General features: G+C 65.7%; 20 protein-coding genes and 1 pseudogene. 9 read left to right on the top strand and 12 right to left on the bottom strand.

Going from position 1 to position 22,077, the window contains the following annotated elements; translation table 11 throughout:
- Position 1: 1 nt before the first annotated feature.
- From AB7M16_RS09210 to AB7M16_RS09190, 5 genes are all read right to left on the bottom strand, one after another.
- Positions 2-166 (bottom strand): hypothetical protein, encoded by a 165-nt coding sequence (locus AB7M16_RS09210; RefSeq protein WP_274162039.1) that lies wholly within the window; start codon positions 164-166, stop codon positions 2-4.
- Positions 163-2,541: an endopeptidase La gene (gene lon / locus AB7M16_RS09205; RefSeq protein ID WP_172785534.1), complete on the bottom strand. Its 2,379-nt coding sequence runs from the start codon at positions 2,539-2,541 to the stop codon at positions 163-165. Before lon ends, AB7M16_RS09210 begins: the two co-directional genes overlap by 4 nt.
- 8 nt (positions 2,542-2,549) lie before the next feature.
- Positions 2,550-2,933 carry an Hsp20/alpha crystallin family protein gene (locus AB7M16_RS09200; RefSeq protein WP_024342525.1) on the bottom strand — a complete coding sequence of 128 codons (384 nt, stop codon included), beginning with the start codon at positions 2,931-2,933 and terminating at the stop codon, positions 2,550-2,552.
- 155 nt (positions 2,934-3,088) lie between these two features.
- On the bottom strand, positions 3,089-3,655 hold the full coding sequence (locus AB7M16_RS09195) for a YciE/YciF ferroxidase family protein (RefSeq protein ID WP_453943709.1): 567 nt from the start codon (positions 3,653-3,655) through the stop codon (positions 3,089-3,091).
- A 98-nt stretch (positions 3,656-3,753) separates the two neighbouring features.
- A complete protein-coding gene (locus tag AB7M16_RS09190; protein ID WP_246570760.1) occupies positions 3,754-3,939 on the bottom strand; it encodes a hypothetical protein in 186 nt (61 codons plus the stop codon).
- 129 nt (positions 3,940-4,068) lie between these two features.
- Between AB7M16_RS09190 and AB7M16_RS09185 the strand changes: the two are divergent.
- The 3 genes and pseudogenes from AB7M16_RS09185 to AB7M16_RS09175 form a co-directional block, all read left to right on the top strand.
- A pseudogene (locus tag AB7M16_RS09185) lies at positions 4,069-4,158 on the top strand (MarC family protein); the annotation flags it as partial.
- Between the two features lie 107 nt (positions 4,159-4,265).
- A complete protein-coding gene (locus tag AB7M16_RS09180; protein ID WP_453943708.1) occupies positions 4,266-4,919 on the top strand; it encodes an L-fuculose-phosphate aldolase in 654 nt (217 codons plus the stop codon).
- Positions 4,920-4,934: 15 nt separating this feature from the next.
- Positions 4,935-6,722: a chloride channel protein gene (locus AB7M16_RS09175; protein WP_453943707.1), complete on the top strand. Its 1,788-nt coding sequence runs from the start codon at positions 4,935-4,937 to the stop codon at positions 6,720-6,722.
- A 6-nt stretch (positions 6,723-6,728) separates the two neighbouring features.
- Here AB7M16_RS09175 and AB7M16_RS09170 read toward each other — a convergent pair whose 3' ends face one another.
- Positions 6,729-6,980 carry a DUF2798 domain-containing protein gene (locus AB7M16_RS09170; RefSeq protein ID WP_172785529.1) on the bottom strand — a complete coding sequence of 84 codons (252 nt, stop codon included), beginning with the start codon at positions 6,978-6,980 and terminating at the stop codon, positions 6,729-6,731.
- A gap of 289 nt (positions 6,981-7,269) precedes the next feature.
- Here AB7M16_RS09170 and AB7M16_RS09165 point away from each other — a divergent pair, with 289 nt between their 5' ends.
- The 5 genes from AB7M16_RS09165 (at position 7,270) to uraD (ending at position 11,503) form a co-directional block, all read left to right on the top strand.
- Positions 7,270-7,671, top strand: coding sequence for a hypothetical protein (locus AB7M16_RS09165; protein WP_172785528.1), 402 nt, complete (start codon positions 7,270-7,272; stop codon positions 7,669-7,671).
- 1,225 nt (positions 7,672-8,896) lie between these two features.
- Positions 8,897-9,172 carry a hypothetical protein gene (locus AB7M16_RS09160; protein ID WP_439366482.1) on the top strand — a complete coding sequence of 92 codons (276 nt, stop codon included), beginning with the start codon at positions 8,897-8,899 and terminating at the stop codon, positions 9,170-9,172.
- A gap of 89 nt (positions 9,173-9,261) precedes the next feature.
- Complete coding sequence (locus AB7M16_RS09155) at positions 9,262-9,675, top strand: DUF3830 family protein (protein ID WP_036045261.1); 414 nt, start codon at positions 9,262-9,264, stop codon at positions 9,673-9,675.
- The gene (gene puuE / locus AB7M16_RS09150; RefSeq protein ID WP_260380135.1) at positions 9,676-10,611 is read left to right on the top strand and encodes an allantoinase PuuE; all 936 of its coding nucleotides are present in this window, start codon (positions 9,676-9,678) and stop codon (positions 10,609-10,611) included.
- A 4-nt stretch (positions 10,612-10,615) separates the two neighbouring features.
- Positions 10,616-11,503 carry a 2-oxo-4-hydroxy-4-carboxy-5-ureidoimidazoline decarboxylase gene (gene uraD, locus AB7M16_RS09145; RefSeq protein WP_439366483.1) on the top strand — a complete coding sequence of 296 codons (888 nt, stop codon included), beginning with the start codon at positions 10,616-10,618 and terminating at the stop codon, positions 11,501-11,503.
- A gap of 182 nt (positions 11,504-11,685) precedes the next feature.
- On the opposite strand, the gene AB7M16_RS09140 is transcribed toward uraD, so the two are convergent.
- Entirely contained in the window at positions 11,686-14,427 is a 2,742-nt protein-coding gene (locus tag AB7M16_RS09140; protein WP_453943706.1) for a molybdopterin-dependent oxidoreductase, read from the bottom strand.
- Positions 14,424-15,251: an FAD binding domain-containing protein gene (locus AB7M16_RS09135; RefSeq protein ID WP_453943705.1), complete on the bottom strand. Its 828-nt coding sequence runs from the start codon at positions 15,249-15,251 to the stop codon at positions 14,424-14,426. The genes AB7M16_RS09140 and AB7M16_RS09135 overlap by 4 nt, the downstream gene beginning before the upstream one ends.
- 147 nt (positions 15,252-15,398) lie before the next feature.
- On the opposite strand from AB7M16_RS09135, the gene AB7M16_RS09130 reads away from it, so the two are divergent.
- Positions 15,399-16,748 carry an 8-oxoguanine deaminase gene (locus tag AB7M16_RS09130; RefSeq protein WP_453943704.1) on the top strand — a complete coding sequence of 450 codons (1,350 nt, stop codon included), beginning with the start codon at positions 15,399-15,401 and terminating at the stop codon, positions 16,746-16,748.
- Between the two features lie 109 nt (positions 16,749-16,857).
- Here AB7M16_RS09130 and AB7M16_RS09125 read toward each other — a convergent pair whose 3' ends face one another.
- The 4 genes from AB7M16_RS09125 to AB7M16_RS09110 form a co-directional block, all read right to left on the bottom strand.
- Positions 16,858-17,934 carry a BMP family ABC transporter substrate-binding protein gene (locus tag AB7M16_RS09125; protein ID WP_172785522.1) on the bottom strand — a complete coding sequence of 359 codons (1,077 nt, stop codon included), beginning with the start codon at positions 17,932-17,934 and terminating at the stop codon, positions 16,858-16,860.
- 76 nt (positions 17,935-18,010) lie between these two features.
- Positions 18,011-18,928 carry an ABC transporter permease gene (locus AB7M16_RS09120; RefSeq protein WP_212255317.1) on the bottom strand — a complete coding sequence of 306 codons (918 nt, stop codon included), beginning with the start codon at positions 18,926-18,928 and terminating at the stop codon, positions 18,011-18,013.
- Positions 18,915-20,006 (bottom strand): ABC transporter permease, encoded by a 1,092-nt coding sequence (locus AB7M16_RS09115; protein WP_453943703.1) that lies wholly within the window; start codon positions 20,004-20,006, stop codon positions 18,915-18,917. The genes AB7M16_RS09120 and AB7M16_RS09115 overlap by 14 nt, the downstream gene beginning before the upstream one ends.
- The gene (locus AB7M16_RS09110) at positions 19,990-21,561 is read right to left on the bottom strand and encodes an ABC transporter ATP-binding protein (protein ID WP_453943702.1); all 1,572 of its coding nucleotides are present in this window, start codon (positions 21,559-21,561) and stop codon (positions 19,990-19,992) included. The genes AB7M16_RS09115 and AB7M16_RS09110 overlap by 17 nt, the downstream gene beginning before the upstream one ends.
- Positions 21,562-22,077: the final 516 nt, after the last annotated feature.

Raw genomic sequence — 22,077 nt, 5'->3', positions numbered from 1 at the left:
CTCAACCCTTGCGGCGCTTCACCCGGACCGTAACAGGCTGAAGCCGCGGCTCGGATCCTGCGAGCGTATCGCGAATCCGGTCGATCGCCCGATCGAGCAATTGGCGCAGCCGCTGCGTCTTCCGCGATCGCTTCGCTCTTTCCAGCAGTTTCTTCATCGCCTTCACTCCGCCGCTTCTTTGGCTTCAGCCGGCTCGAGCGCCGCGGCGATGGCTTCGTCGACGCGCTCCAGCCAGATAAATTCGAGGTTGTCCCGCGCGCTCTTCGGGATGTCGTCGTAATCCCGCTTGTTGCGCGCCGGCAGCATCACCCGCTTCAGGCCGGCAGCCGCCGCCGCCACCACCTTCTCCTTGATGCCGCCGACCGGCAGCACCAGGCCGCGCAGCGAGATCTCGCCCGTCATCGCGGTGTCGCTCCTCACCGTCCGGTTGGTGAGCAGGGACGTCAGCGCCGTGAACATCGCAACGCCCGCGCTCGGCCCGTCCTTCGGGGTTGCCCCCGCCGGGACGTGAACGTGGATGTCGCTCTTCTCGAACGCCTGCGGATCGATGCCGAGCTGGGAGGCCCGGCTCTTCACCAGCGTCAGCGCAGCCTGCACGCTCTCGCGCATGACGTCGCCGAGCTGGCCGGTCAGGATCAGCCCGCCCTTGCCGGGCACGCGCGTGGCCTCGATGAACAGGATGTCACCGCCGACCGGCGTCCAGGCGAGGCCAGTGGCAACGCCCGGAACGCTGGTGCGCAGTGCGATCTCGCCCTCGAAGCGCGGCTGGCCGAGCACGGTGGCGATGTCGTTTGCCGTCACCACGACCTTCGTGGCCGTGCCTTCGGCGACCTGCACCGCGGCATGGCGGAACACCTTGCCGATTTCGCGCTCGAGGTTACGCACGCCGGCTTCACGGGTGTAGCCCTTGACGATCAGCTTCAAGGCCTCCGGCTCGATCTCGGCCTGCTCGGCCGAGAGGCCATTGGCCTCGAGCTGCCGCCGCACCAGATAGCGCCGCGCGATCTCCAGCTTCTCGTCCTCGGTATAGCCGGCGAGGCTGATCAGCTCCATGCGGTCCAGCAGCGGACCCGGGATCTGGTCCAGCATGTTGGCGGTCGCGATGAACACCACGCGCGACAGGTCGAAGGGCACGCCCAGATAGTTGTCCCGGAACGTCCCGTTCTGCTCGGGGTCGAGAACCTCCAGCATGGCGGCGGAAGGATCGCCCTGGACGCCGCGGCCCATCTTGTCGATCTCGTCAAGCATCATGACACAGTTGCGCGCACCCGCCTTCTTGATGCCCTGGATGATGTTGCCGGGCAGCGCACCGATATAGGTGCGGCGGTGACCGCGGATCTCGGCCTCGTCATGCACGCCGCCCAGGCTGACGCGCACGAACGGGCGATCCATCGCGCGCGCGATGGACTGGCCGAGTGAGGTCTTGCCGACGCCGGGCGGGCCGACGAAGCAGAGGATCGGGGCCTTACCCTGCGGGGCGAGCTTGCGCACCGCCAGATATTCGATGATCCGGCTCTTGATCTTTTCCAGGCCGAAATGGTCGGCATCCAGGATGGCTCGCGCCTGCTTGATGTCGATCGGCTTCTCCGCGGGCAGCGCCCAGGGCAGCTCGATCAGCCAGTCGAGGTAAGTGCGGACCATGCCGGCTTCGCCGGCAGCCTCCGGCATGCGCTCGTAGCGGCGCAGCTCCTTCCTGGCATGCGCCTCCGCTTCCGGCGGCATGTTGGCCTTGGCGATCGCAGCCGTCAGCTCGGTGACTTCGGCGGCCTTGCCGTCGCCTTCGCCGAGCTGGCGCTGGATCGTCGCCATCTGCTCGCGCAGGATCGCCTCGCGCTGCCGCTCGTCGAAGGAGGCCTTGGTCTGCTGGCCGATCTCGTTGGAAATGCGCAGCACCTCCAGCCGCTCGGCCAGGTGCTTCGACACCTTGTCGATGCGGAGCGCGAGGTCGATGGTCTCCAGCACCTCCTGCTTGTCCTGCGGCTTGATGTCCATGAACGAGGTCGCCAGGTCCGCCAGCGCGCCGGGCGCGCTGGTGCCCTGGAACATCGCGGCGAGCTCGGGCGGCGCCTGCGGCAGCAGCTCGATCGCCTCGATGGCCTGGCGCTGCAGGTTCAGCGCGCGGGCCTCGATCTCGGGCGAGGTCGTGGTCGGCTCGGGGATCTGCTGGAAGCGCGCGGCAGGGAACGGCGTCCCCGGCAGGAAGTCGAGGATGCGCGCGCGCTGCACGCCCTGGCAGACGATGTGGTGGGTGCCGTCGGGCGCGGTGATGTAGCGCACGATGTTGGCGATGGTCGCGACCCTATAGAGGTCGTCCGGCCCGGGGTCGTTGGTCTCGGGGCTGCGCTGCAGGACGATGCCGATCGGCCGCTGCTCGCGCAGCGCCTGCTGCGCGGCGGCAATCGACTTCGCCCGGCCGATCGTGATCGGCGCGATGGCGCCGGGAAACAGCACCATCTCGCGCACGGGGACGATGATCAGCGCGTCGTCGGGGATCTTCACGTCGTTATTGGTCTGTTCGTTGTTCATCTGTTCGGTGGCCATGATCGACCTCAGGATTTCGCGAGGCGCAGTGCGACGCAGCCGTCCATCACGAAGCGGCTGATGGCGTAGCGGCCGAGGGGAAGCGCGATGCGGCGCTCGAAGCGGCCCTGCGGCAGCTCGAGCCGATGGATGCGGGCGTTGCGAAGCTCCGGCGGGAGCGTGCGCTGACCCGAGATGACGAGAACGCCGTCATGGATGACGGTCTCGACATTGTCCGGATTGACGCCGGGAAGTGCGACAAGGATCAGGAGCTCACGCTCGGTTTCGAGCACGTCGATCGGCGGTTCCCAGCAGGCTTCCTGGCGGCCGAACTGCTGGCGCAGCCGATCGGCGCGGGTCAGCGAGTCCAGGGCTTCGGACAGCATCCAGTCGAGGGGATTTTTGGGTTGCATGATGCGGGCTCGGGGCTGGGAAAGCCTGCATATGGGGCTGGTTCCAAGGAAATCCAGTGCGGTGGCGCGCACGTGCCATGCGCCGCAGTGCGATCAAGGCAAGCGAACGCCGCGGCATGCGGCCGCGACGTTCCGTTCATTGGCAGGGCGCGCGGTCAGGCCGCTGCGCGGTACTCTTCTTCCGCTTCGAGGTTGATCACGGAGGTGGCGAGCTCGCTCAGCGTCCGATCGGTCGCTTCTTCCTCGTCCAGCGTCTCCTGGAGCAGCCTTGCTGCGTCCTGCATGCCGAGCTCCTCGGCCCAGGTGCGCAGCGTGCCGTAGCGGGAGATCTCGTAGTGCTCGACCGACTGCGCTGCCGCGAGCAGTCCGGCATCGAGCGCTGGCGCGCCCTTGAACTCCTTCATGATCTCGGCGCCCTCGTCGGCAATGCCGTTGATGGCTTCGCAGGGCTTGCCGCGTGCCGGCTTGCCCAGCATCTTGAAGATCTGGTCGAGCCGTTTGACCTGGCCCTGGGTCTCGCGCAAATGCTTGTTGAAGGCGGCCGCAAGCTCCTTGGAATTCGCGGCCTTGGCCATCTTGGGCAGGGTCTTGATGATCTTGTTCTCGGCGAAATAGATGTCCTTCAGCGTCTCCAGAAACAGGTCGCTGAGCATCTTCGGCGCCGGACGCGGCCGGCGCGCCGCGGTCTTCTTTGTCGTGCGTTTCTTCGCTCGTTTAGCCATACGTCCTCCTCATGAGGCGACACGGGAAGGCCTCGCCTTCCTCAATCCTCGGCCGATCAAAGCCGTCGGAGAACGAAAGTTCCAAACTGCAACCGCGCTCAGGTCGGGCGTTTGAAAGGGTCTTCCTGACGCTGGCGCTCTTCCGTTGCGCGATCAAGGCGTGCGCGCTCGCTGCGGCGCAAGTTGCCGGCCTTCATCACCCCGTAGACGAGGACCGCGCCGAGCACGAACGCGCCGATGAACCAGAGCCAAAGCATCTGGGCCGAGGCGTGGCCCAAGAGCATGCTAACTCCACTGTCGCTCATGATGGGTCTCCACAATTGTCCATTGCTGTCACGCTGAGCTAAGTCGGCGGCCGAAGCCTCGTTCCATGCGGCCGCGGCCCGCGGCGTCAGACCAGGTCGGCCAGCGGTTGCGGAAATGCCGTGCTCTCGCGCGTCCTTGGCATGAGGCCCGCCGCCTATTCCGTGCAGTTCGTCATCAACGGGGTCGCGGCGGTCCGGACAGTTTGCCCTAGGGCTTGGCGGCAGGATCCGGGACGCTTTCGCTTGCACTGTCACGTTGCTTTGACGTACTTCCGGTCCAACAAGCCCTTCGACAGGAAAGCGACATGTCGCTGACAGCGGACGAACTCGCCAAGAGACGGGCCATTATCGAGGCCTGCCGGCGCATGAACGCGCTCGGCATCAACCAGGGCACATCGGGCAATATCAGCGTCCGGCATGCGGACGGGCTCCTGGTCACGCCGACCAGCGTGCCCTATGAGGCCATGAGTCCGGACCAGATCGTCTTCATGGCCATGGACGGCTCGCACGCGCCCGGCCAGAAGCCGTCGAGCGAATGGCGCTTTCATCGCGACATCCTGAAGTCGCGGCCCGACGTCAACGCCGTCGTGCACGCCCACCCGACCTATTGCACCATCCTGGCGATCATGGGCATGGAGATCCCGCCCGTGCATTACATGATCGCGGCGGCGGGCGGCGACAGCATCCGCTGCGCGCCCTACGCGACGTTCGGAACGGCGGAGCTGTCCGAGCATGCGGTGCGGGCGCTGGAGGGCCGGCTGGCCTGCCTGCTCGACCATCACGGCATGATCGCGATCGGCAAGTCCTTGGACAAGGCGATGTGGCTGGCGGTCGAGGTCGAGACGTTGGCGCGGCAATATCACGGCTGTCTGCAGATCGGACAACCGCCGCTGCTTCCGAGCGAGGAGATTGAGCGGGTCCGCCAGCGCATGGCCGGTTACGGCCTGTCGGAAGGGTAGGAGGCGGGCCAGACGATGTTGGTGCGGATCAGGCATCTCGTCGATCGCAAGAAGACGAACCGCACCATGGTTCGGCTGCGTGCGCTGTTGCGCAGCAACGAGTTCTATTTGATCCCGCTCGCGCTCGTGATCGGCACGCTCGCGGGCGCCGTCGTGACGCTGATGGCCCACATCGCCCAGATCGCGCATGTCGTGATCTACGGCATTCCCGTTGATGTCCACCTGTCGGCCCACGCGAGCGTCAGTCCGTGGGCGGCATTGATCGCGCCTGCACTCGGCGGGCTCGCGCTCGGCATCATGGAGTGGTCGCGACGGCGCATGAAGATCTCTAACGCCGTCGATCCGATCGAGGCCAACGCGCTGCGCGGCGGCAATCTGTCGATGCGCGACAGCGTGGTTGTGTCGAGCCAGACCCTGATCTCGAACGGCTGCGGCGCCTCGGTCGGCCTCGAGGCCGGCTATACCCAGATCGGCTCCGGCATCGCCTCGCTGCTCGGCAAGTTCTTCAATCTCCGTCGCACCGATCTGCGCCTGATGGTCGGTTGCGGGGCGGCGGCAGCGATCGCGGCGGCGTTCGGCGCGCCGATCACCGGCGCCTTCTATGCCTGCGAGCTGATCGTCGGCGTCTATTCGGTCGGCAGCGCTGCGCCGATCCTGGCGGCCTCGCTGGCGGGCGCCCTGACCGCGCAATGGCTCGGCGGCGCGCCCTATTCACTGGAAATACCCAAGGTCAGCGCCGTCGGCGTCGAGCAGTATCTCGCCTTGATCGGGCTCGCCCTCATCACCAGCGGCGTCGGCATCGCCGTGATGCGCTCCTCGCCGGTGTTCGAGCGGCTGTTCGCCTGGATGCCGGTCTGGCTGCGTCCCGTGATCGGCGGCCTCATCGTCGGCGGATTCGCCATCATCACGCCGCAGGTTCTCGCGGCCGGCCATGGCGCCATGGTGCTCGATCTCTTCCACGATATGACGATCGGCCTGATCGCGCTGATCATCGCCTTGAAGGTGACGGCCTGCCTGATCTCGCTCGCCTCGGGCTTTCGCGGCGGCCTGTTCTTCGCCTCGCTGTTCGTCGGCAGCCTGATCGGAAAGTTCTTCGCCGAGCTGTTGGAGCTGATCAGTCCGCATTTCGTGATCGACCCCCTGGTGGCGATGCTGACCGGCATGGCGACGCTCGGCGTCGCCATCGTCGGCGGCCCGCTCACGATGTCGTTCCTGGTGCTCGAGATGACACGCAATGTCGACGTCACCGCCGTGGTGCTGGCCGGCTGCATCGTCACCTCGATCTGCGTCCGCTTCATGTTCGGCCATTCCTTCTCGACCTGGCGCCTGCATCTGCGCGGCGAGACCATCCGCAGCGCCAACGACGTCGGCTGGCTGCGCAACCTCACGGTCGAGCGCCTGATGCGCTCGGACGTCGGCAAGGTGCCCTCGACCACGACGATCGCCGCCGCGCGCCGCGAGTTCGCGCTCGGCTCGCGGCCGGGAATCGTCATCGTCAACAATGCGGACGAATATATCGGCCTCGTCCTGCTGCCCGATTTGTTCTCCAGCGACCTCGACACCATCGCCGACGACATCCAGGTGATCGAGCTCGCCCGCCTGATCGACATCGTGCTGATCCCGGAAATGAACGTGAAGTCGGCGATGGCGGTGTTCGACGAAGCCGAGGCGGAGATGCTGGCGGTGGTCGATTCCACCGACAGCCGCAAGGTGGTCGGTTTCCTCACCGAGAACTTCGCCCGCCGCCGCTATGTCGAGGAGATCGACAAGGCGACGAGGGGCGTGCTGGGGGCGCTGTCGTAGGCGCGGCTACCGGCCGGGTGGGGTTGCCACGAGCCAGGCAACGATCCGGCGGACCAGCGGCAGCACCAGGAGCAGCGTCGGGAAGGCGACGAGCCAGGACAGTCCCCAGGCGCCCGGCCAGGTCGCCAGGAACGCCGGCGTTGCCCCCAGGCTCCGCAGCGTCGAAATGACCGACACCACGGCCGTCATGAGGATGGACAGCACGAATGGCATCACGATCGGCGCATAGCGCGCCGGCAGTTTGCGAACCACGATCATCTGGTTTCTCTTGGAGAAGGACGCGTCAGTCACGTTGAACCCGAAAATGGCATCGATCCCGACGGCGTCGGTTGATGCGTTGGTTCACGTGAAACGCTTACGGCGACCGAAAAACGGCGCGGCTGTTCATTATCCGCTCAGGTTGGAGGGTTCAAGCTGGATCTGATCGTTCGGTTTACAATCGTTCAAACCGTGGCAGATCGCCGCGATCATGAAACCATTTCAGTGGTTTGCGGATTATAGATCGTTTGCTTATGTTTCTTTGGGCGAGAAGAGAGGGAATACGAAAATGAGTATTGGACCCGTGATTTCCGCTGCCGGCCGCAACACGATCGTGGTCGCGCTTGCGAGCCTCGCCCTGATTGCGGCTTCCGCATCCCCGTCCGCAGCGGCTTCGGCCGGGACACCGGCCGCCAAGGCGGCCGTGGCCGGTCAGGCTGCCTCCGACGTCACCGATTTCAGCGCGCACCGGCGGCGTTACTATCGACGCGGGCCGAATGCCGCGGGTCTCGCCTTCATGGGCATGGCCGCAGGTCTGATCGGAGGCGCAATCGCCGAGAGCCGCCGCCAGGAATACTATGAAAACCGCTATTATTATGGTTATGGCCCGCGTCCCTACTACGGCGGTCCCGGCTATTACGGCGGCGGTCCTTACTACTACGATCCGGGCTATCGTTACGCACCATACTGAGCGGTCGGCGGCAGCACAGGTCTTTCGGCCGGACACGGCGCGTCCAAGCTAAATCCCGCTTCCGTAGCGCGGATGGAGCGAAAGCGTAATCCGGGTCCGCTCGCCCGGCATCTTGCATTGTCCCGGATTACGCTGGCGCTCCATCCGGGCCACGAGACCCGGGTGTGTCGCCGGGCTGTCAACCCACCCGCGCGAAAACATTCCGCTTTACCGAAATTCGGAAATATCGTATGTTTCGCCTATCCTGGCTCATCCAAGAGGGGCGATCTTGTGGTCGTCATTGTCGCGAGCCGGGCTTGCGGTGGGCGCGGCAGCGTCGGCACGAGAGGTGCGGGCAGGGCGGGTAGTCCCTGTGAGTCCGTAACCGCGTGCGGACGACGGCGCTGCTAGGCTTCGTCTCGTCTGTAAGTTTCCAGCTTTGTCGACAGGGCTCGGGAATACTGCGGCGAAATGGCGGGCCGTGCGTACGGCAAAACCGTGTGGTCCTGGCCGTCGTTGCTACGGTCAAGCTTCTGCGGAGGTGCGAGCGAGCCCAACCGGGCGGACTGCATCATGCAATTCGCGGGGCGAGGGAGGCCAGAAGGAATTCGGCTCCCGGGAGAGCGCGGCATAAGCCGTCCGACCATCGCGCAGGGAAGGCCGAGTGTTTGGCTACACCTGTATGCTGCTGTGCGGTTCTTTTGCGCTACCTTTCGCGCAGCGGACCGCGGGTGCCAGTCGGCACCCGGTCTTCCCTGCGCCCTCTTGGCTAGAGAGGGTCGAGCAATCAAGCAAGGCTCGGGCGAATAAGCCGCGAGGACGCGAAGGCGTGTCTGCAAGCAAGATGCGAGCCGAAAGAGCAATGCAGTTGCCTCATACTCCGTCATTGCGAGCGCAGCGAAACAATCCAGAATCCCTCCGTGGAAAGACTCTGGATTGCTTCGTGCGCTCGCAATGACGAGGAGGAGAGTGTGCCACCACACTTCGCTCTCGTGCCCCGGACGCCATCAGCGCGTTTACGCGCGTCTTCGACGCGCTATGGCAGCGTCCCTTCGACGATGCGCCGCAGAGCCGGGGCCCACGTCGCGGCATCGTGCTGTATCGCTCCGGGTCCCGGCTCTGCGCTGCCACGCTCAAAGCGTTGCAGCTTGTCCGGGACACGTTCGTGAGCACGATTGCCGCCTCACATATGGACTCAGCCTGCGCAATCCGGTTCAATGGGACATTGAGCTTCCAGGCGACAACGATGTCGAAATATCTGCTGGTCCTTCTCTTGGTTGCCGCGCCGGCGGCGGCGCAGATCAAGCCCACGCCGAAGAGCGCGGCGGCGCGTCCCGACCCCTGCGCACCAATCGGGCGGACCGCGGACGGCAAGCTGGTCTATTCCATGAAATGCGAGAACCTGCCGGCGCCGCCCGCACCGCCGCCGCAGGCGGAACTGAAGGAGGCGCCGGCCGCGGCCGAGCCGGAGCCGGAGGTCAGGCGGAGCGGCATATTCGGCTGGTCCTACGACCGCAGGTGATGTGGCTTCGCCCCTTGCGCGAAGCCCGATGGAGTGCTCTTTGCTGAAAGTTCCCGCGGGGCGCATCGCCCCCGATCCAGAGAGATGAGATGAGCAAACTCGTTATCCGCGCCGGCGATTTCACCTTCGATGCCCGTTTCGAGGAGCAAGCGGCGCCCAAGACCGTCGCCGCTTTCCGCAAGGCGCTGCCGTTCGAAAGCCACATCATCCATGTGCGCTGGAGCGGCGAGGGCGTGTGGATGCCGCTCGGCGACCTCGACTTCGGCGTCGGCTACGAGAACCACACCAGCTATCCGGCGCCCGGCCAGATCATCCTCTATCCCGGCGGCATCAGCGAGACCGAGATCCTGCTGGCCTATGGCGGCGTGCATTTCGCGAGCAAGATGGGCCAGCTCGCCGGCAACCATTTCATCACGCTGACCTCGGGCCTGGAGAATCTGGCGACGCTGGGCAAGAGCGTGCTGTGGAAGGGCGCGCTGCCGATCCGCTTCGAGGAAGTCTGAGTGACTGAGCCCCGCTACCCGCGCGATCTCCGCGGTTACGGCCGCAACCCGCCGCATCCGCAATGGCCTGGTGACGCGCGGGTCGCGGTGCAGTTCGTCGTCAATTTCGAAGAGGGCGGCGAGAACAACATCCTGCACGGCGATCGCGCCTCGGAAGCCTTCCTGTCCGACGTGCTCGGCGCGCAGCCCTGGCCCGGCCAGCGCCACGCCAACATCGAATCCATGTTCGAATATGGCTCGCGCGCCGGCTTCTGGCGGCTGTGGCGGATGTTCAACGAGCGGAAGTGGCCGACCACGGTGTTCGGTGTCGCCACCGCGCTGAAGCGCAATCCCGAGATTGTCGCTGCGATGAAGGAGGCGGGCTGGGATATCGCCAGCCACAGCCTGAAATGGATCGAGCACAAGGACATGACCGAGGCGCAGGAACGCGCCGAGATCGCCGAGTCCATCCGCGTCCATACCGAGGCGACGGGCTCGCGTCCGCTCGGCTGGTACACCGGGCGCTCCTCGATCAACACCAATCGTCTGTTGATGGAGGAGGGCGGCTTCCTCTATCTCTGCGACTCCTATGCCGACGATCTGCCCTATTGGGTCAAGGGCACGGGCGGCAAGCAGCTCATCATTCCCTATACGCTGGATGCCAACGACATGCGGTTCATCAACCCGCAGGGCTTTGCCGAGGGCGAGCAGTTCTTCACCTATCTGAAGGACGCCTTCGACGTGCTCTACGCGGAAGGTGAGACCGCGCCGAAGATGATGTCGGTCGGCCTGCATTGCCGCCTCGCCGGCCGGCCCGGCCGCGCAGCGGGCCTGATCCGCTTTCTCGACTATATCGGCAAGCACGAGCGCGTCTGGGTGCCGACGCGGCTGCAGATCGCGCAGCACTGGCACGACAAGCACGCCCACCTTGCCGCCGACGCATTCGAGATCGGGTGAGATGATGTCGCAGATTTCGCTCGGCGATCTCAACGCTGCAAGCACGGCCGACTTCGTCGCGGTGCTCGCCAACGTCGTCGAATATTCGCCGTGGATCGCCGAGCAGCTCGCGGCAAAGCGGCCGTTCGCCGGCATCAATGAGCTGCACGGCGCGCTGATGGCGGCAATCCAGAGTGCCGAGCCCGACGTGCAGCTGGCATTGATCCGGGCGCATCCCGATCTCGCCAACAAGACCCAGCGCGCCGCCGGCCTCACCGCGGAATCGACCGACGAGCAGAACAGCGCCGGCCTCGACCGGCTGTCGGATGCCGAATATTCCGCGTTCGAGCGGGCCAACAATGCCTATCGCGACAAGTTCGGCTTCCCCTATATCGTCTGCGTGCGCCGTCACACCAAGGATTCCGTGCTGCGCGACTTCGAGGCCCGGCTGCTCAACATCGCCAAGACCGAGATAAGGCGTGCGATCGAGGAGATCGGCCGCATCTCCGCGCTGCGGCTCGACCAGCTCGTCGTCGCCGATGACAGGCTGAAGGTGCACGGCCGGCTCTCGACCCATGTGCTGGACAACCAGATCGGCAAGCCCGCGCCGGGCATTCCGATTGAGCTCGTGGAGCTCGCGAGCCTTGGCGAGAACCGCGTCATCGCGCGCACGGTGACCAATGCCGACGGCCGCACCGACGGGCCGCTGATCGGCGGCCGTCCGCTGCCGATCGGCCGCTACGAGCTGCGCTTCAGCGTTGCCAAATATTATGCCGCGCGCAACGTGCCGCTGTCCGACCCGCCGTTCCTCGACGAGATCCCGCTGCACTTTGCGATCAGCGAGCCGGAAAGCCATTACCACGTGCCGCTGCTGGTCACGCCCTGGAGCTACTCGACCTATCGCGGCAGCTAAATGCGAGCGCTCTCTTCACCTCGCCCCGCTTGCGGGGAGAGGTCGGATTGCATCGAAGATGCAATCCGGGTGAGGGGGACTCTCCGCGAGTCCAACTGTCACCGTCCTCGCCGAGACTCCCCCTCACCCCAACCCTCTCCCCGCAAGCGGGGCGAGGGAGCATGGCGCCACCATGGTCGCTGCTATCGAGTCCGGTCGAAGCCCCCAAACTTGTCGAGCAGCCCCGGAAACAGCCGGTCCGGCTTGAAGGGTGGTGCAGTAAAGCGAATGCCGGTGGCATCCGCAATCGCGTTGCCGAGCGCGGCGGCGACCGGATTGTACGGGCTCTCGCTCATCGATTTCGCGCCGAGCGGTCCGATCGTGTCGGACGTGTCGGCGAAGAACACTTCCGTGCGGGGCACGTCGGCGAATGAGGGCAGGTGGTAGTCGCGGAATTTCGGATTGATGACGCGGCCGTTCGCGTCGATCACCATCTCCTCGTAGAGCGCAGCGCCGAGCGCCTGCGCCACGCCGCCTTCGACCTGACCGCGGCACTGCATGGGATTGGCGACCACGCCCGCGTCCGCGGCGTGCACGCTCCTGAGAATCCGGAGCTCGCCGGTGCCCTTGTTCACCGCGACGCGAAAGCCCTGCACGTTGAACCCGACCGATCGCGGCGTGCCGCCGGACGTGCCGCTGCCTGCGAACGGCCGTCCGCGCTCGCGGGCGAGCTTCGCCAGCTCCGCAAAAGGCATGCGGCGGACGCCGCTGACGACAGCGTCCGCATCGAGCGCGCAAGTCTCCACATCGCACAGCCAGGCGCCGGCGGCTGCCGCCTTCAACTCGCTCGCAAGCTGCACGGCTGCCGCATGCGTCGCCTTGCCCGCAACGAAGGTGCCGGCGCTGCCATACGCGCCGGTGTCGTGGCCGCCATGGGCGGTGTCGGACTGGCGCAGATGGATCCTCTCGACCGTGGTCGCCAGCGTGGTCGCCGCGATCTGGCGATGCACGGTGCTGGTGCCGTTGCCGAACTCGGCCGTGCCGACGGTGAGGTCGAAGCCGCCGTCGTCGTTGAGCGCGATCGCAGCATCGGCGAAGTGGCCGGCCGGCGGCACGGTGTCGATCATGGTCAGCGCGATGCCATCGCCGATCAGCCAATCCGGCGACAGCTCCGGCTGCGGGCCATCGGCCTGCATCGCGCGCTCGGCGAGGTCGAGGCACTGGTCGAGCCCATAGGAGCCGTAGAGCACGTCGTGATATTCGGACGGCGGCGGCGACAGCATGGGATCGCCGGGCCTCACGATATTGCGCCGCCGCATCTCGTAAGGGTTGATGCCAAGTTGCCTCGCCAGTTCGTCGATCGCCGCTTCCACCGCGATCAACGCCTGCGGCAGGCCATAGCCCCGAAACGCCCCTGCCGGCACGGTGTTGGTGTAGACGGCGACGCCGTCGACCCGCTTGTTCGGGCAATTGTAGACGGCGATGGACTCGGCCAGCGCGTGGAACATCACCGGACCGGCATGATTGCCGTAGGCGCCGGTGTTGGAGAGCACGTCGAGCTGGAGCGCGGTGAGCTTGCCGTCGCTATCGGCGCCGGCTTTGACGTGGATCCGCATCGGATGCCGCGTCGAGGTCGCGATGAACTGCTCCTCGCGTGTCAGCTCCAGCTTGACCGGCCGCCCCGTCCTCAGCGCGGCGAGCGCCAGGATGTCCTCGACGAACATCTCCTGCTTGCCGCCGAACCCGCCGCCGACGCGTTCGCAGAACACGCGGACCTTGTCCATGGGGAGCTGGAAGATGTCCGACAGCGCACGCCGGGTCAGGAACGGCACCTGCGTCGAGGTGCGGACATTGAGCACGCCGGAATCATCGAGCCAGGCGAGGCCGCCATGGGTCTCGAGCGCAGCGTGCTGCACACGGTGACTGTGGAAAGTGGCCTCATAGGTAGCGGCAGATGTCGCAAGCGCCGATGCGACGTCGCCGAACTCGCCATGAGTCTCCGCGACCAGGTTGCGCTCGGCATCGGCAACGCGGTTCGCGCTGGTGCGGCCGGGATGAATGACCGGCGCGCCCGGTGCCATCGCCTGCTCGGGATCGATCAGCGCCGGCAGGATGTCGTAACTGACTTTCAGCCTGCGGCACGCCGCCTCGGCGGCGGCTTCGGTCTCGGCGACGACGGCGGCAACCTTCTGGCCGATGAAACGGACGACGTCGTCGAGGACGCGGGTATCCTCCGGGTCCATCCAGTCCTTCTCGTGCCGCGCTGTCGACATCAGGACGGACGGCGCATCCTCATGCGTCAGCACGGCGTGCACGCCGGGGATGCTCAGAGCGTCCGACTTGTCGATCGCGACGATCCTGGCGTGGGCGTGCGGCGATCGCAGCAGCTTGATGTGGAGCAGGCCGTCGATTGCGGTGTCGAAGGTGTAGCGTGCCGTGCCGCGGACCACGTCGGGGCCTGCGGGGGCCGGCAGGCTGCGGCCGAAGGCGGCGCCGGCCTCGACGCTCGCCTCGACATTGGATTTGCCGAGGATCGCATCCTCGATCGAGCGATAGCCGGTGCAGCGGCAGATGTTGCCCTTCAGCGCAGCGCCGAGGTCGGTGCGCTGCGCCTGGTTCAGCGAGGCGCAGGTCAGGATCATGCCGGCGGTGCAGAAGCCGCATTGGAAGCCCTGCGCATCGAGGAAGGCCTGCTGCATCGGATGCGTGCCATGATCGCCGCCAAGGCCTTCGATCGTAGTCACGGTGCGGCCCTCGGCCCGGAACGCCGGGATCAGGCAGCTGTGCACGGGCTCGCCGTCGAGCAGCACGGTGCAGGCGCCGCAGTCGCCGGCATCGCAGCCCTTCTTCACGCCGAAATGACCAAGCTCCCGCAGGAACGTGCGCAGGCACTGGCCGGCGCGCGGCTCCTGAGAAAATGCCTTGCCGTTGACCTCAAGGCTCATGCGGGTGTCGCTCCCAGCAGCTCGCCGCGAATTTCCTCGGCAAGACGCAGCGTCATGTGCTTGCGCCAAAGTGGCGTGCCATGGATGTCCGTGTGGTACAGATCGTCTGTAATCTCTTGCATGAGCGCGGCGCGCAGCGCGCTCGAGTCCGGGGCTTTGCGGAAGCGCAGCTGGATCGGCCGCACCGTCGACGCGGTGATTGTGAGCGTCAGCGTGTCGTCGGCTTCGAGGCTGCCGATCAAGAGCGCTGCCGAGCGGCCGACCGGCGCCAGCGAGATCTGGCGGAATGCTGTGCGGCGCTTCAGTGCGGGAAGCGGGACGTCGATCTGCCGGAGAAGGTCGCCTGGCGTCAGGCGATTGCGCTGGTTGCCGGTGACGAATTCGGCGACGGGAAGCCTCTGTTCACCGCCGCCGGCCGTCCAAATGGTGCAGACGCCGTCGAGCGCCGAGGCGAGCGAGATCATCGGTCCCGCCGGCAGCGACATGCAGAGATTGCCGCCGACGGTCGCGGTCTTCCAGATCTTGAACGAGGCAAGGAAGGCCCGGCAGCATTGGTTGATCAGCGGCGCCGCGAGCCAATCGGACGGGCAGGCGAGTCCATCGAGCTCTGCGATGGTGCAGGTGGCCGCGATCGAGAGGTGGCTCTCGGTGATCGTCAGCGCCGGCCATTTCAGATCGGTGAGATCGATCAGTCGTGTCAGATGCGTTTGCGGCTCCGAGAACAGCCAGGTGCCGCCTGCGAGCCAAGCATCACCTGCCGTCCAAACGGGCAGCTGCGCACGCGTTTGCGGATGGGCGACGGCTGTGATGGTATTCAAGTCCATGGCTGCGCCAACGCGTCCCAAGGGTGAGTGGTCCGAGAGAAGTGTTGCAAGACGGGAGCCAAGTGGCAACAGCAAGTCGCAGCAAGGACGCAAGTCGTCCTCCGCCTTGCGGCTCCGCTGTCAGCTTGTGTGAGGAGAACCAGGATCATGATTGAGGCAAGTTCGACCTGGATCAGGGATCCGCTGGCCATCCTCGCCGACGGGGCCGAGCGCGGCATTGTCGTCAAGGACGGCCGGATCGTGGAGCTCGTGCCGGCGGGCGGTGTGCCGGCAAGTGCGGATGTCGCAGTGTTCGACGCGGCCGAGCACGTCGTGCTGCCGGGCTTGATCAACACGCATCATCATTTCTACCAGACGCTGACGCGGGCGCTGCCGGCCGCGATGGACCGCGAGCTGTTCCCCTGGCTCCAGGCGCTCTATCCGGTGTGGGCGAGGCTGACGCCCGAAGCGCTCGAGCTCGGCGTCACCGTGGCGATGTCCGAGCTTTTGCTCTCCGGCTGCACCACCACGACGGACCACCACTACGTCTTCCCGGCGGGACTCGAGGAATCCGTCGATATCGAGGTGGCGGTGGCGAAGCGCCTCGGCGCGCGCGTGCTGCTCACGCGCGGCTCGATGAACCTGTCGCAGCGCGACGGCGGCCTGCCGCCGGACAGCGTCGTGCAGGACGAGGACACCATTCTCGCCGACAGCGCCCGCGTGGTTGCCAAGCATCACCAGCGCGGCGCGGACGCGATGGTGCAGATCGCGCTCGCGCCATGCTCGCCGTTCTCGGTGACGACGTCGCTGATGCGCGCCACGGCCGATCTCGCCGACAAGCTCGACGTGCGCCTGCACACCCATCTCGCCGAGACCGAGGACGAGAACAGATTCTGCCAGGAGATGTATGGCTGCCGTCCGCTCGACTATCTCGAGCAATGCGGCTGGCTCAATGCGCGGACCTGGCTCGCCCATGGAATCTTCTTCAATCCGGACGAGATGAGACGGCTCGGCAAGGCCGGCACGACCGTCAGCCATTGTGCGTGCAGCAACCAGCTGCTCGCGTCCGGCTGTTGCCCGGTGTGCGACATGGAAGAAGCCGGCGTCGGGATCGGCATTGGTGTCGACGGCTCGGCCTCGAACGACGGATCGAACCTGATGCAGGAGGTCCGGGCCGCGTTCCTGCTGCAACGGGCGCGCTATGGCGTCACGAAGGTCAGCCACAAGGATGCGCTGCGCTGGGCCACCAAGGGCTCGGCGGCGTGTGTCGGCCGGCCGGAACTTGGCGAGATCGCCGTCGGCAAGGCCGCCGATCTTGCGCTGTTCAGGCTCGACGAGCTGCGCTTCTCCGGCCACGGCGATCCACTGGCCGCGCTCGTGCTGTGCGGGGCGCATCGCGCCGACCGGGTGATGGTGGCTGGAAAATGGGCGGTGATCGACGGTGCGATCCCGGGCCTCGATGTCGCCGACCTCATCCGACGCCACAGTTCCGCGGCGCAGGCTATGCAGGCGGGATAGTCGGGGCGAAATAAAAAGAGGGGGCAGCCACAAGTGCCGGGTGCTTCTGGCCACCCCCTCCGAACCTCCTCCGGGAGGAGCAGGTGATTTAGCCAATGCAAGAAGCGTGCTACTTGCCCGGCAGCTTGTCGTCGATGCCCTTCACGTAGAAATTCATGCCGAGGATCTGGCCGTCATCCAGGTGATCGCCGCCCTTGCACTCGACCGGCTTGCCGTCCTGCCCAACGATCGGGCATTTGAACGGATGCAGCTTGCCAGCGGTGATCGCGGCCTGGGCATCCTCAGCCATTTTTTTCACATCGTCAGGCATGTTGGTGTAGGGCGCCATCGCGAACATGTGGCTGTCGAGGCCGCCCCAGGTGTCCTCGGACTTCCAGGTGCCGGCGAGCTCGGCCTTGACGCGCTCGATGTAATAGGGGCCCCAGGTGTCGAGGATCGAGGTCAGCTGGGTCTTGGGCCCGAACTTGATCATCTCGGAATCCTGCCCGAAGGCCAGCTTGCCGCGCTCGCTGGCGATCTGCATGGCCGCGGGCGAATCCGTGTGCTGCATGATCACGTCGGCGCCCTGGTCGATCAGCGCCTTGGCGGCGTCGGCCTCCTTGCCCGGGTCGAACCAGGTGTTGGCCCAGATGATCTTGACCTTGATGTTCGGATTGATGGTCTGCGCCGCCAGGATCGTCGCATTGATGCCGGAGACGACCTCCGGAATCGGGAACGAGCCGATATAGCCGAGCACGCCCGACTTCGACATCTTGGCCGCGATCAGGCCTTGAATGTAGCGGCCCTGATACCATTTCGCCGAATAGGTCGACATGTTCGGGTTGCGCTTGTAGCCGGTGGCGTGCTCGAAATGCACGTTCGGATATTTCTTGGCGACCTTCAGCGTCGGATCCATGTAGCCGAACGATGTGGTGAAGATCAGCTTGTTGCCGGCGCGGACGAGCTGCTCGATCGCTCGCTCGGAGTCCGGTCCTTCGGGCACGTTCTCGAGATAGGTGGTCTCGATCTTGTCGCCCAATTCTTTCACCAGCGCCTGGCGACCGAGGTCGTGCTGATAGGTCCAGCCGAGGTCTCCGATCGGACCGAGATAAATGAAGCCGACTTTCAGCTTGTCGGCGGCGGAGGCCGCACTGACACTCCCGGCGAGCAAGAGCCCGGCAGCCAGTGCAAGAAGTGATTTCCTCATCATCAATCTCCAAACATCGGGGGAAGCCACAATCCGCCGCATGCGCGCCCCTTCGCGCACACTGCGGAAACGAAATCTAGCGGTCGGGCACGAACACCGTGCCGAGCGCGGCCGGTGCGGTCGAGCCGCCCGTGCGCGCGCGGGAGAGCAGGACCAGCACGATGACGGTCGCAAGGTAAGGCAGCGCCGACATGAATTGCGAGGGAATGCCGACGCCCCAACCTTGCGCGTGCAGCTGCAGGATCGTCACCGCGCCGAACAGATAGGCGCCGACGACGAGCCGGCCCGGCCGCCAGGACGAGAACACCACCAGCGCCAATGCGATCCAGCCGCGCCCCGCGGTCATACCTGGAATGAAGAACGGCGTATAGGCGAGCGGCAGATAGGCGCCCGCAAGACCCGCGCAGGCGCCGCCGAACATCACCGCGAAGGTGCGGATGCGCAGTACGGGATAGCCGAGCGCATGCGCGGAAACGTGATTGTCGCCGCAGGCGCGCAAGATCAGTCCCGCCCGGGTGCGGTACAGGAACCACCACACGCCGACGATCAGCGCGATCGAGAAATAGACGAAGCCGTCCTCGCCGAACAGCACGCGGCCGATCAGCGGAATATCGGTCAGGACAGGGATATGGAGGTGCACGGCCGGCGTGATGCGCTCGCCGACGAAGCCGGCGCCGATCAGGCCCGAGAGCCCGACGCCGAGGATGGTCAGCGCGAGGCCGGTTGCGACCTGGTTGACGGCGAGCCCGAGCGCCATCAGCGCGAACACGAGCGACATCAGCGTGCCCGCGACGATGCCGAACAGCGCGCCGATAAAGGTTGATCCGGTCAGCCACGCGCCGGCAAAGCCACAGGCCGCGCCGACGATCATCATGCCCTCGACGCCGAGATTGAGCACGCCGGAACGCTCGACCACGAGCTCGCCCGTCGCCGCAATCAACAGCGGCGTCGACGCGGCGAGCACCGCCAGGATGATGGCCTCAACCAGCACCACGGGCCACCTGTCGGTTCGGGAACACCAGCTTGAAGCGGTAGAGAATGAGGGAGTCGCAGGCGAGCACGTAGAACAGCAGAATGCCCTGAAAGACCTTGGTGACGTCCAGCGGAATCTTCATCGCGATCTGCGCCTGCTCGCCGCCGATAAAGGTCAACGCGAGGAAGAGGCCTGCAATTAATATTCCAAGCGGGTTCAACCGGCCGAGGAAGGCGACGATGATCGCGGTAAAGCCGTAGCCGGGCGAGATGCCGGGCTGGAGATGCCCGACCGGCCCCGCCACCTCGATGATGCCGGCAAGCCCGGCCAGCGCCCCGGAGACGGCGAAGGTCAGGATGATCAGCTGGTTGGCGTTGAAGCCGCCGAACCGCGCTGCACGCGGCGCGGCGCCGACCACGCGGATCTCGAAACCCTTGATGGTGCGCCCGAGCAGGATCGCGGCTGCCGCGACGACGAGCAGGGCGATGATCGAGCCGACATGGAGCCGGCCGCCCTCGATCAGCAACGGCACCGTCGCCACCGGATCGAACTCGGCCGTGGTCGGGAAATTGAAGCCGTGCGGATCCCGCCAGGGACCGCGCACGAGATAGTCGAGGAAAAGGTCGGCGACATAGACCAGCATCAGGCTGGTCAGGATTTCGCTGGCGCCGAACTTCACCCTGCAGATCGCAGGGATCAGCGCATAGACCGCGCCCGCGGCGGCGGCGAGGACGAGCATGGCCGGCAGCACCCAGGCGCCGGCGTCAGTGCCTTGCGTCTTCACCGCGATCCAGCTTCCCGCGACTGCGCCGATCAGGAATTGCCCTTCGGCGCCGATGTTCCAGGCGTTGGCGAGATAGCACAGCGACAGGCCGATCGCGATCATCACCAGGGGCGTTGCCTTCACCGCGATCTCCTGGAGCGAATAGCCGTCGGTCAGGGGCGCAATGAAATAGGCGTGCAGGGCAAGCAGCGGATTCTTGCCGAGGATCGCGAACAGGATGACCATGGTGACGATCGTAAGGCCAATCGCGATCAGGGGAGACACCAGCGCGATCGTATTGGAGCGCTCGGCACGCTTCTCAAGCACCAGCTGCATGCGCGACCTCCTTCGGCTCCAGGCTGCTGCCGCCCATCAGAAGGCCCAGCTTCTCGCGGCTTGCTTCGCCTGCCGAGAGCGGAGCCGACAGCTTGCCGTGGAACATCACGGCGATGCGGTCGGCGATCTCGGCGAGCTCGTCGAGATCCTGGCTGGTCACGAGCACCGCGGCGCCTGCGGTGGCGAGATCAAGCAGTGCCTGACGGATGACGGCGGCAGCGCCGGCGTCGACGCCCCAGGTCGGCTGGCTCACCACCAGCACCGCGGGGTTGCGCAGGATCTCGCGTCCCACGATGAACTTCTGCAGATTGCCGCCGGACAGGCTCGCGGCCTCGGGATCGCGCTTGGCCTTGCGGACGTCGAAGGTTTCGGTCGCGCGGTCGACCGTTCTCAGCGTGGCCGCCGTATCGATGAAGCCGCGATGGACCATGCCGCTGGCGGCATGGCCGGTGAGCAGCGCATTCTCCGACAGTCTCATCCGCGGAGCCGTGCCGTGGCCGAGCCGCTCCTCGGGAACGAAAGCTGCGCCCAGCTTTCGCCGTTGGGTGATCGAAAGATGACCGGCGGCGATGCCTTCGATCACCACCGTTCCGGGGTCCTTCGAGAGGCGCTCGCCGGACAGCGCCGCGAACAATTCGTCCTGGCCGTTGCCGGCGACGCCGGCGATGCCGAGGATCTCGCCGCCCTTTAGCTCGAATGAGATGTGCTCGAGCCGCACGCCATGCGCCTCGGCGGGGGCGAGCGAGAGATCGTTGACGACGAGCCGCGGCACGGTGGTCTTGCGGCCGGATGCGGCCTTCACTTCCTTGACCTCGCCGCCGACCATCATCCGCGCAAGTGAGGCGGCGGTTTCGAGCCGAGGATTGCAGGTCTCGACCTTCCTGCCGCCGCGCAGGATCGTGGCGGTGTCGCAGAGCCGTTTCACCTCCTCCAGCTTGTGGCTAATATAGAGGATGGCGCGGCCTTCGGCCTTGAGGCGCTCCAACACGATGAAGAGCTGGTCGGCTTCCTGCGGCGTCAGCACCGCGGTGGGCTCGTCCAGGATCAGGAATTTCGGATCCTGCATCAAGGCGCGGACGATCTCGATGCGCTGACGCTCGCCGACGGAGAGTTGCCACACCTCGCGCCTGGGATCGAGCGGCAGACCGTAAGTCTTGGACACCTGTTCCAGCCGGGCCGACATGTCCTTGAAGGATTCCTTGCCGTCGAGGCCGAGCGCAACGTTCTCGGCCACCGTGAGATTGTCGAACAGCGAGAAGTGCTGGAACACCATGCCGATGCCGCGGCTGCGCGCTTCGGACGGACCGGACAGCACGATTCGCTCGCCCTGCCAGTGAATCTCGCCGGCGCTGGGCTGGATCAGTCCGTAGGTCGCCTTGACCAGCGTCGACTTGCCGGCGCCGTTCTCGCCCAGCAGGGCGTGGATTTCCCTCGGCCAGATGTCGATATCGATGCAATCGTTGGCAAGGAAATCCCCGTAACGCTTGGTGAGGCCGATGGTCCTCAGGAGCGGGGATTTGCCGGAATGCTGGCCGTTGGGCGTCGGATCTAACATTCGCTGATGCGCTTGCATGGGTGAAGTGCCTCAATACTGGGCCAGTTTGGACCGCGGTGTAAGATGTGAAAAAGCATCATCCCTTGCTCAACGCTTCGGCAGGCCCTCGGGCCAGCGCTCGTCGTCGACTCCGGGCGATCAATTCCCGCAAACGGCACCTGGACGGCGGGGCGATCGCGTCCGCGAGTCGGTCCTCTGTTGCAAATTTGTGACGGTTCAAGGTAAATCGGAACCCGCTGTGCAGACCTGACGCCATGTTGAGCAATGGACGCGTCGGTCGCCCATCGCGAGGAGTGCAGCGACGGCAACAGCTGCGTCGATGCGGCACTGCGTTCGGGCTCAATCAGAAAATCCGAATAAAAACAATCGGGAATGTTCGGCAGCGATGCCTCTCTCGTTGCGTGTTCGCTCCACGTCGGGGCGCTGCGATTCTTCCGTCACTCGTCGCGTGCTGCTGCAACATGCGGCACGCCATGTGAAAAGTTGAGGCTTCTCGGTCCGGGAGATCGGCGCAAA

This window comes from Bradyrhizobium sp. USDA 372, assembly GCF_053629095.1.
Note: the sequence above shows the minus strand (reverse complement) of the source record. Positions and strands in the feature narration are given on the sequence as shown.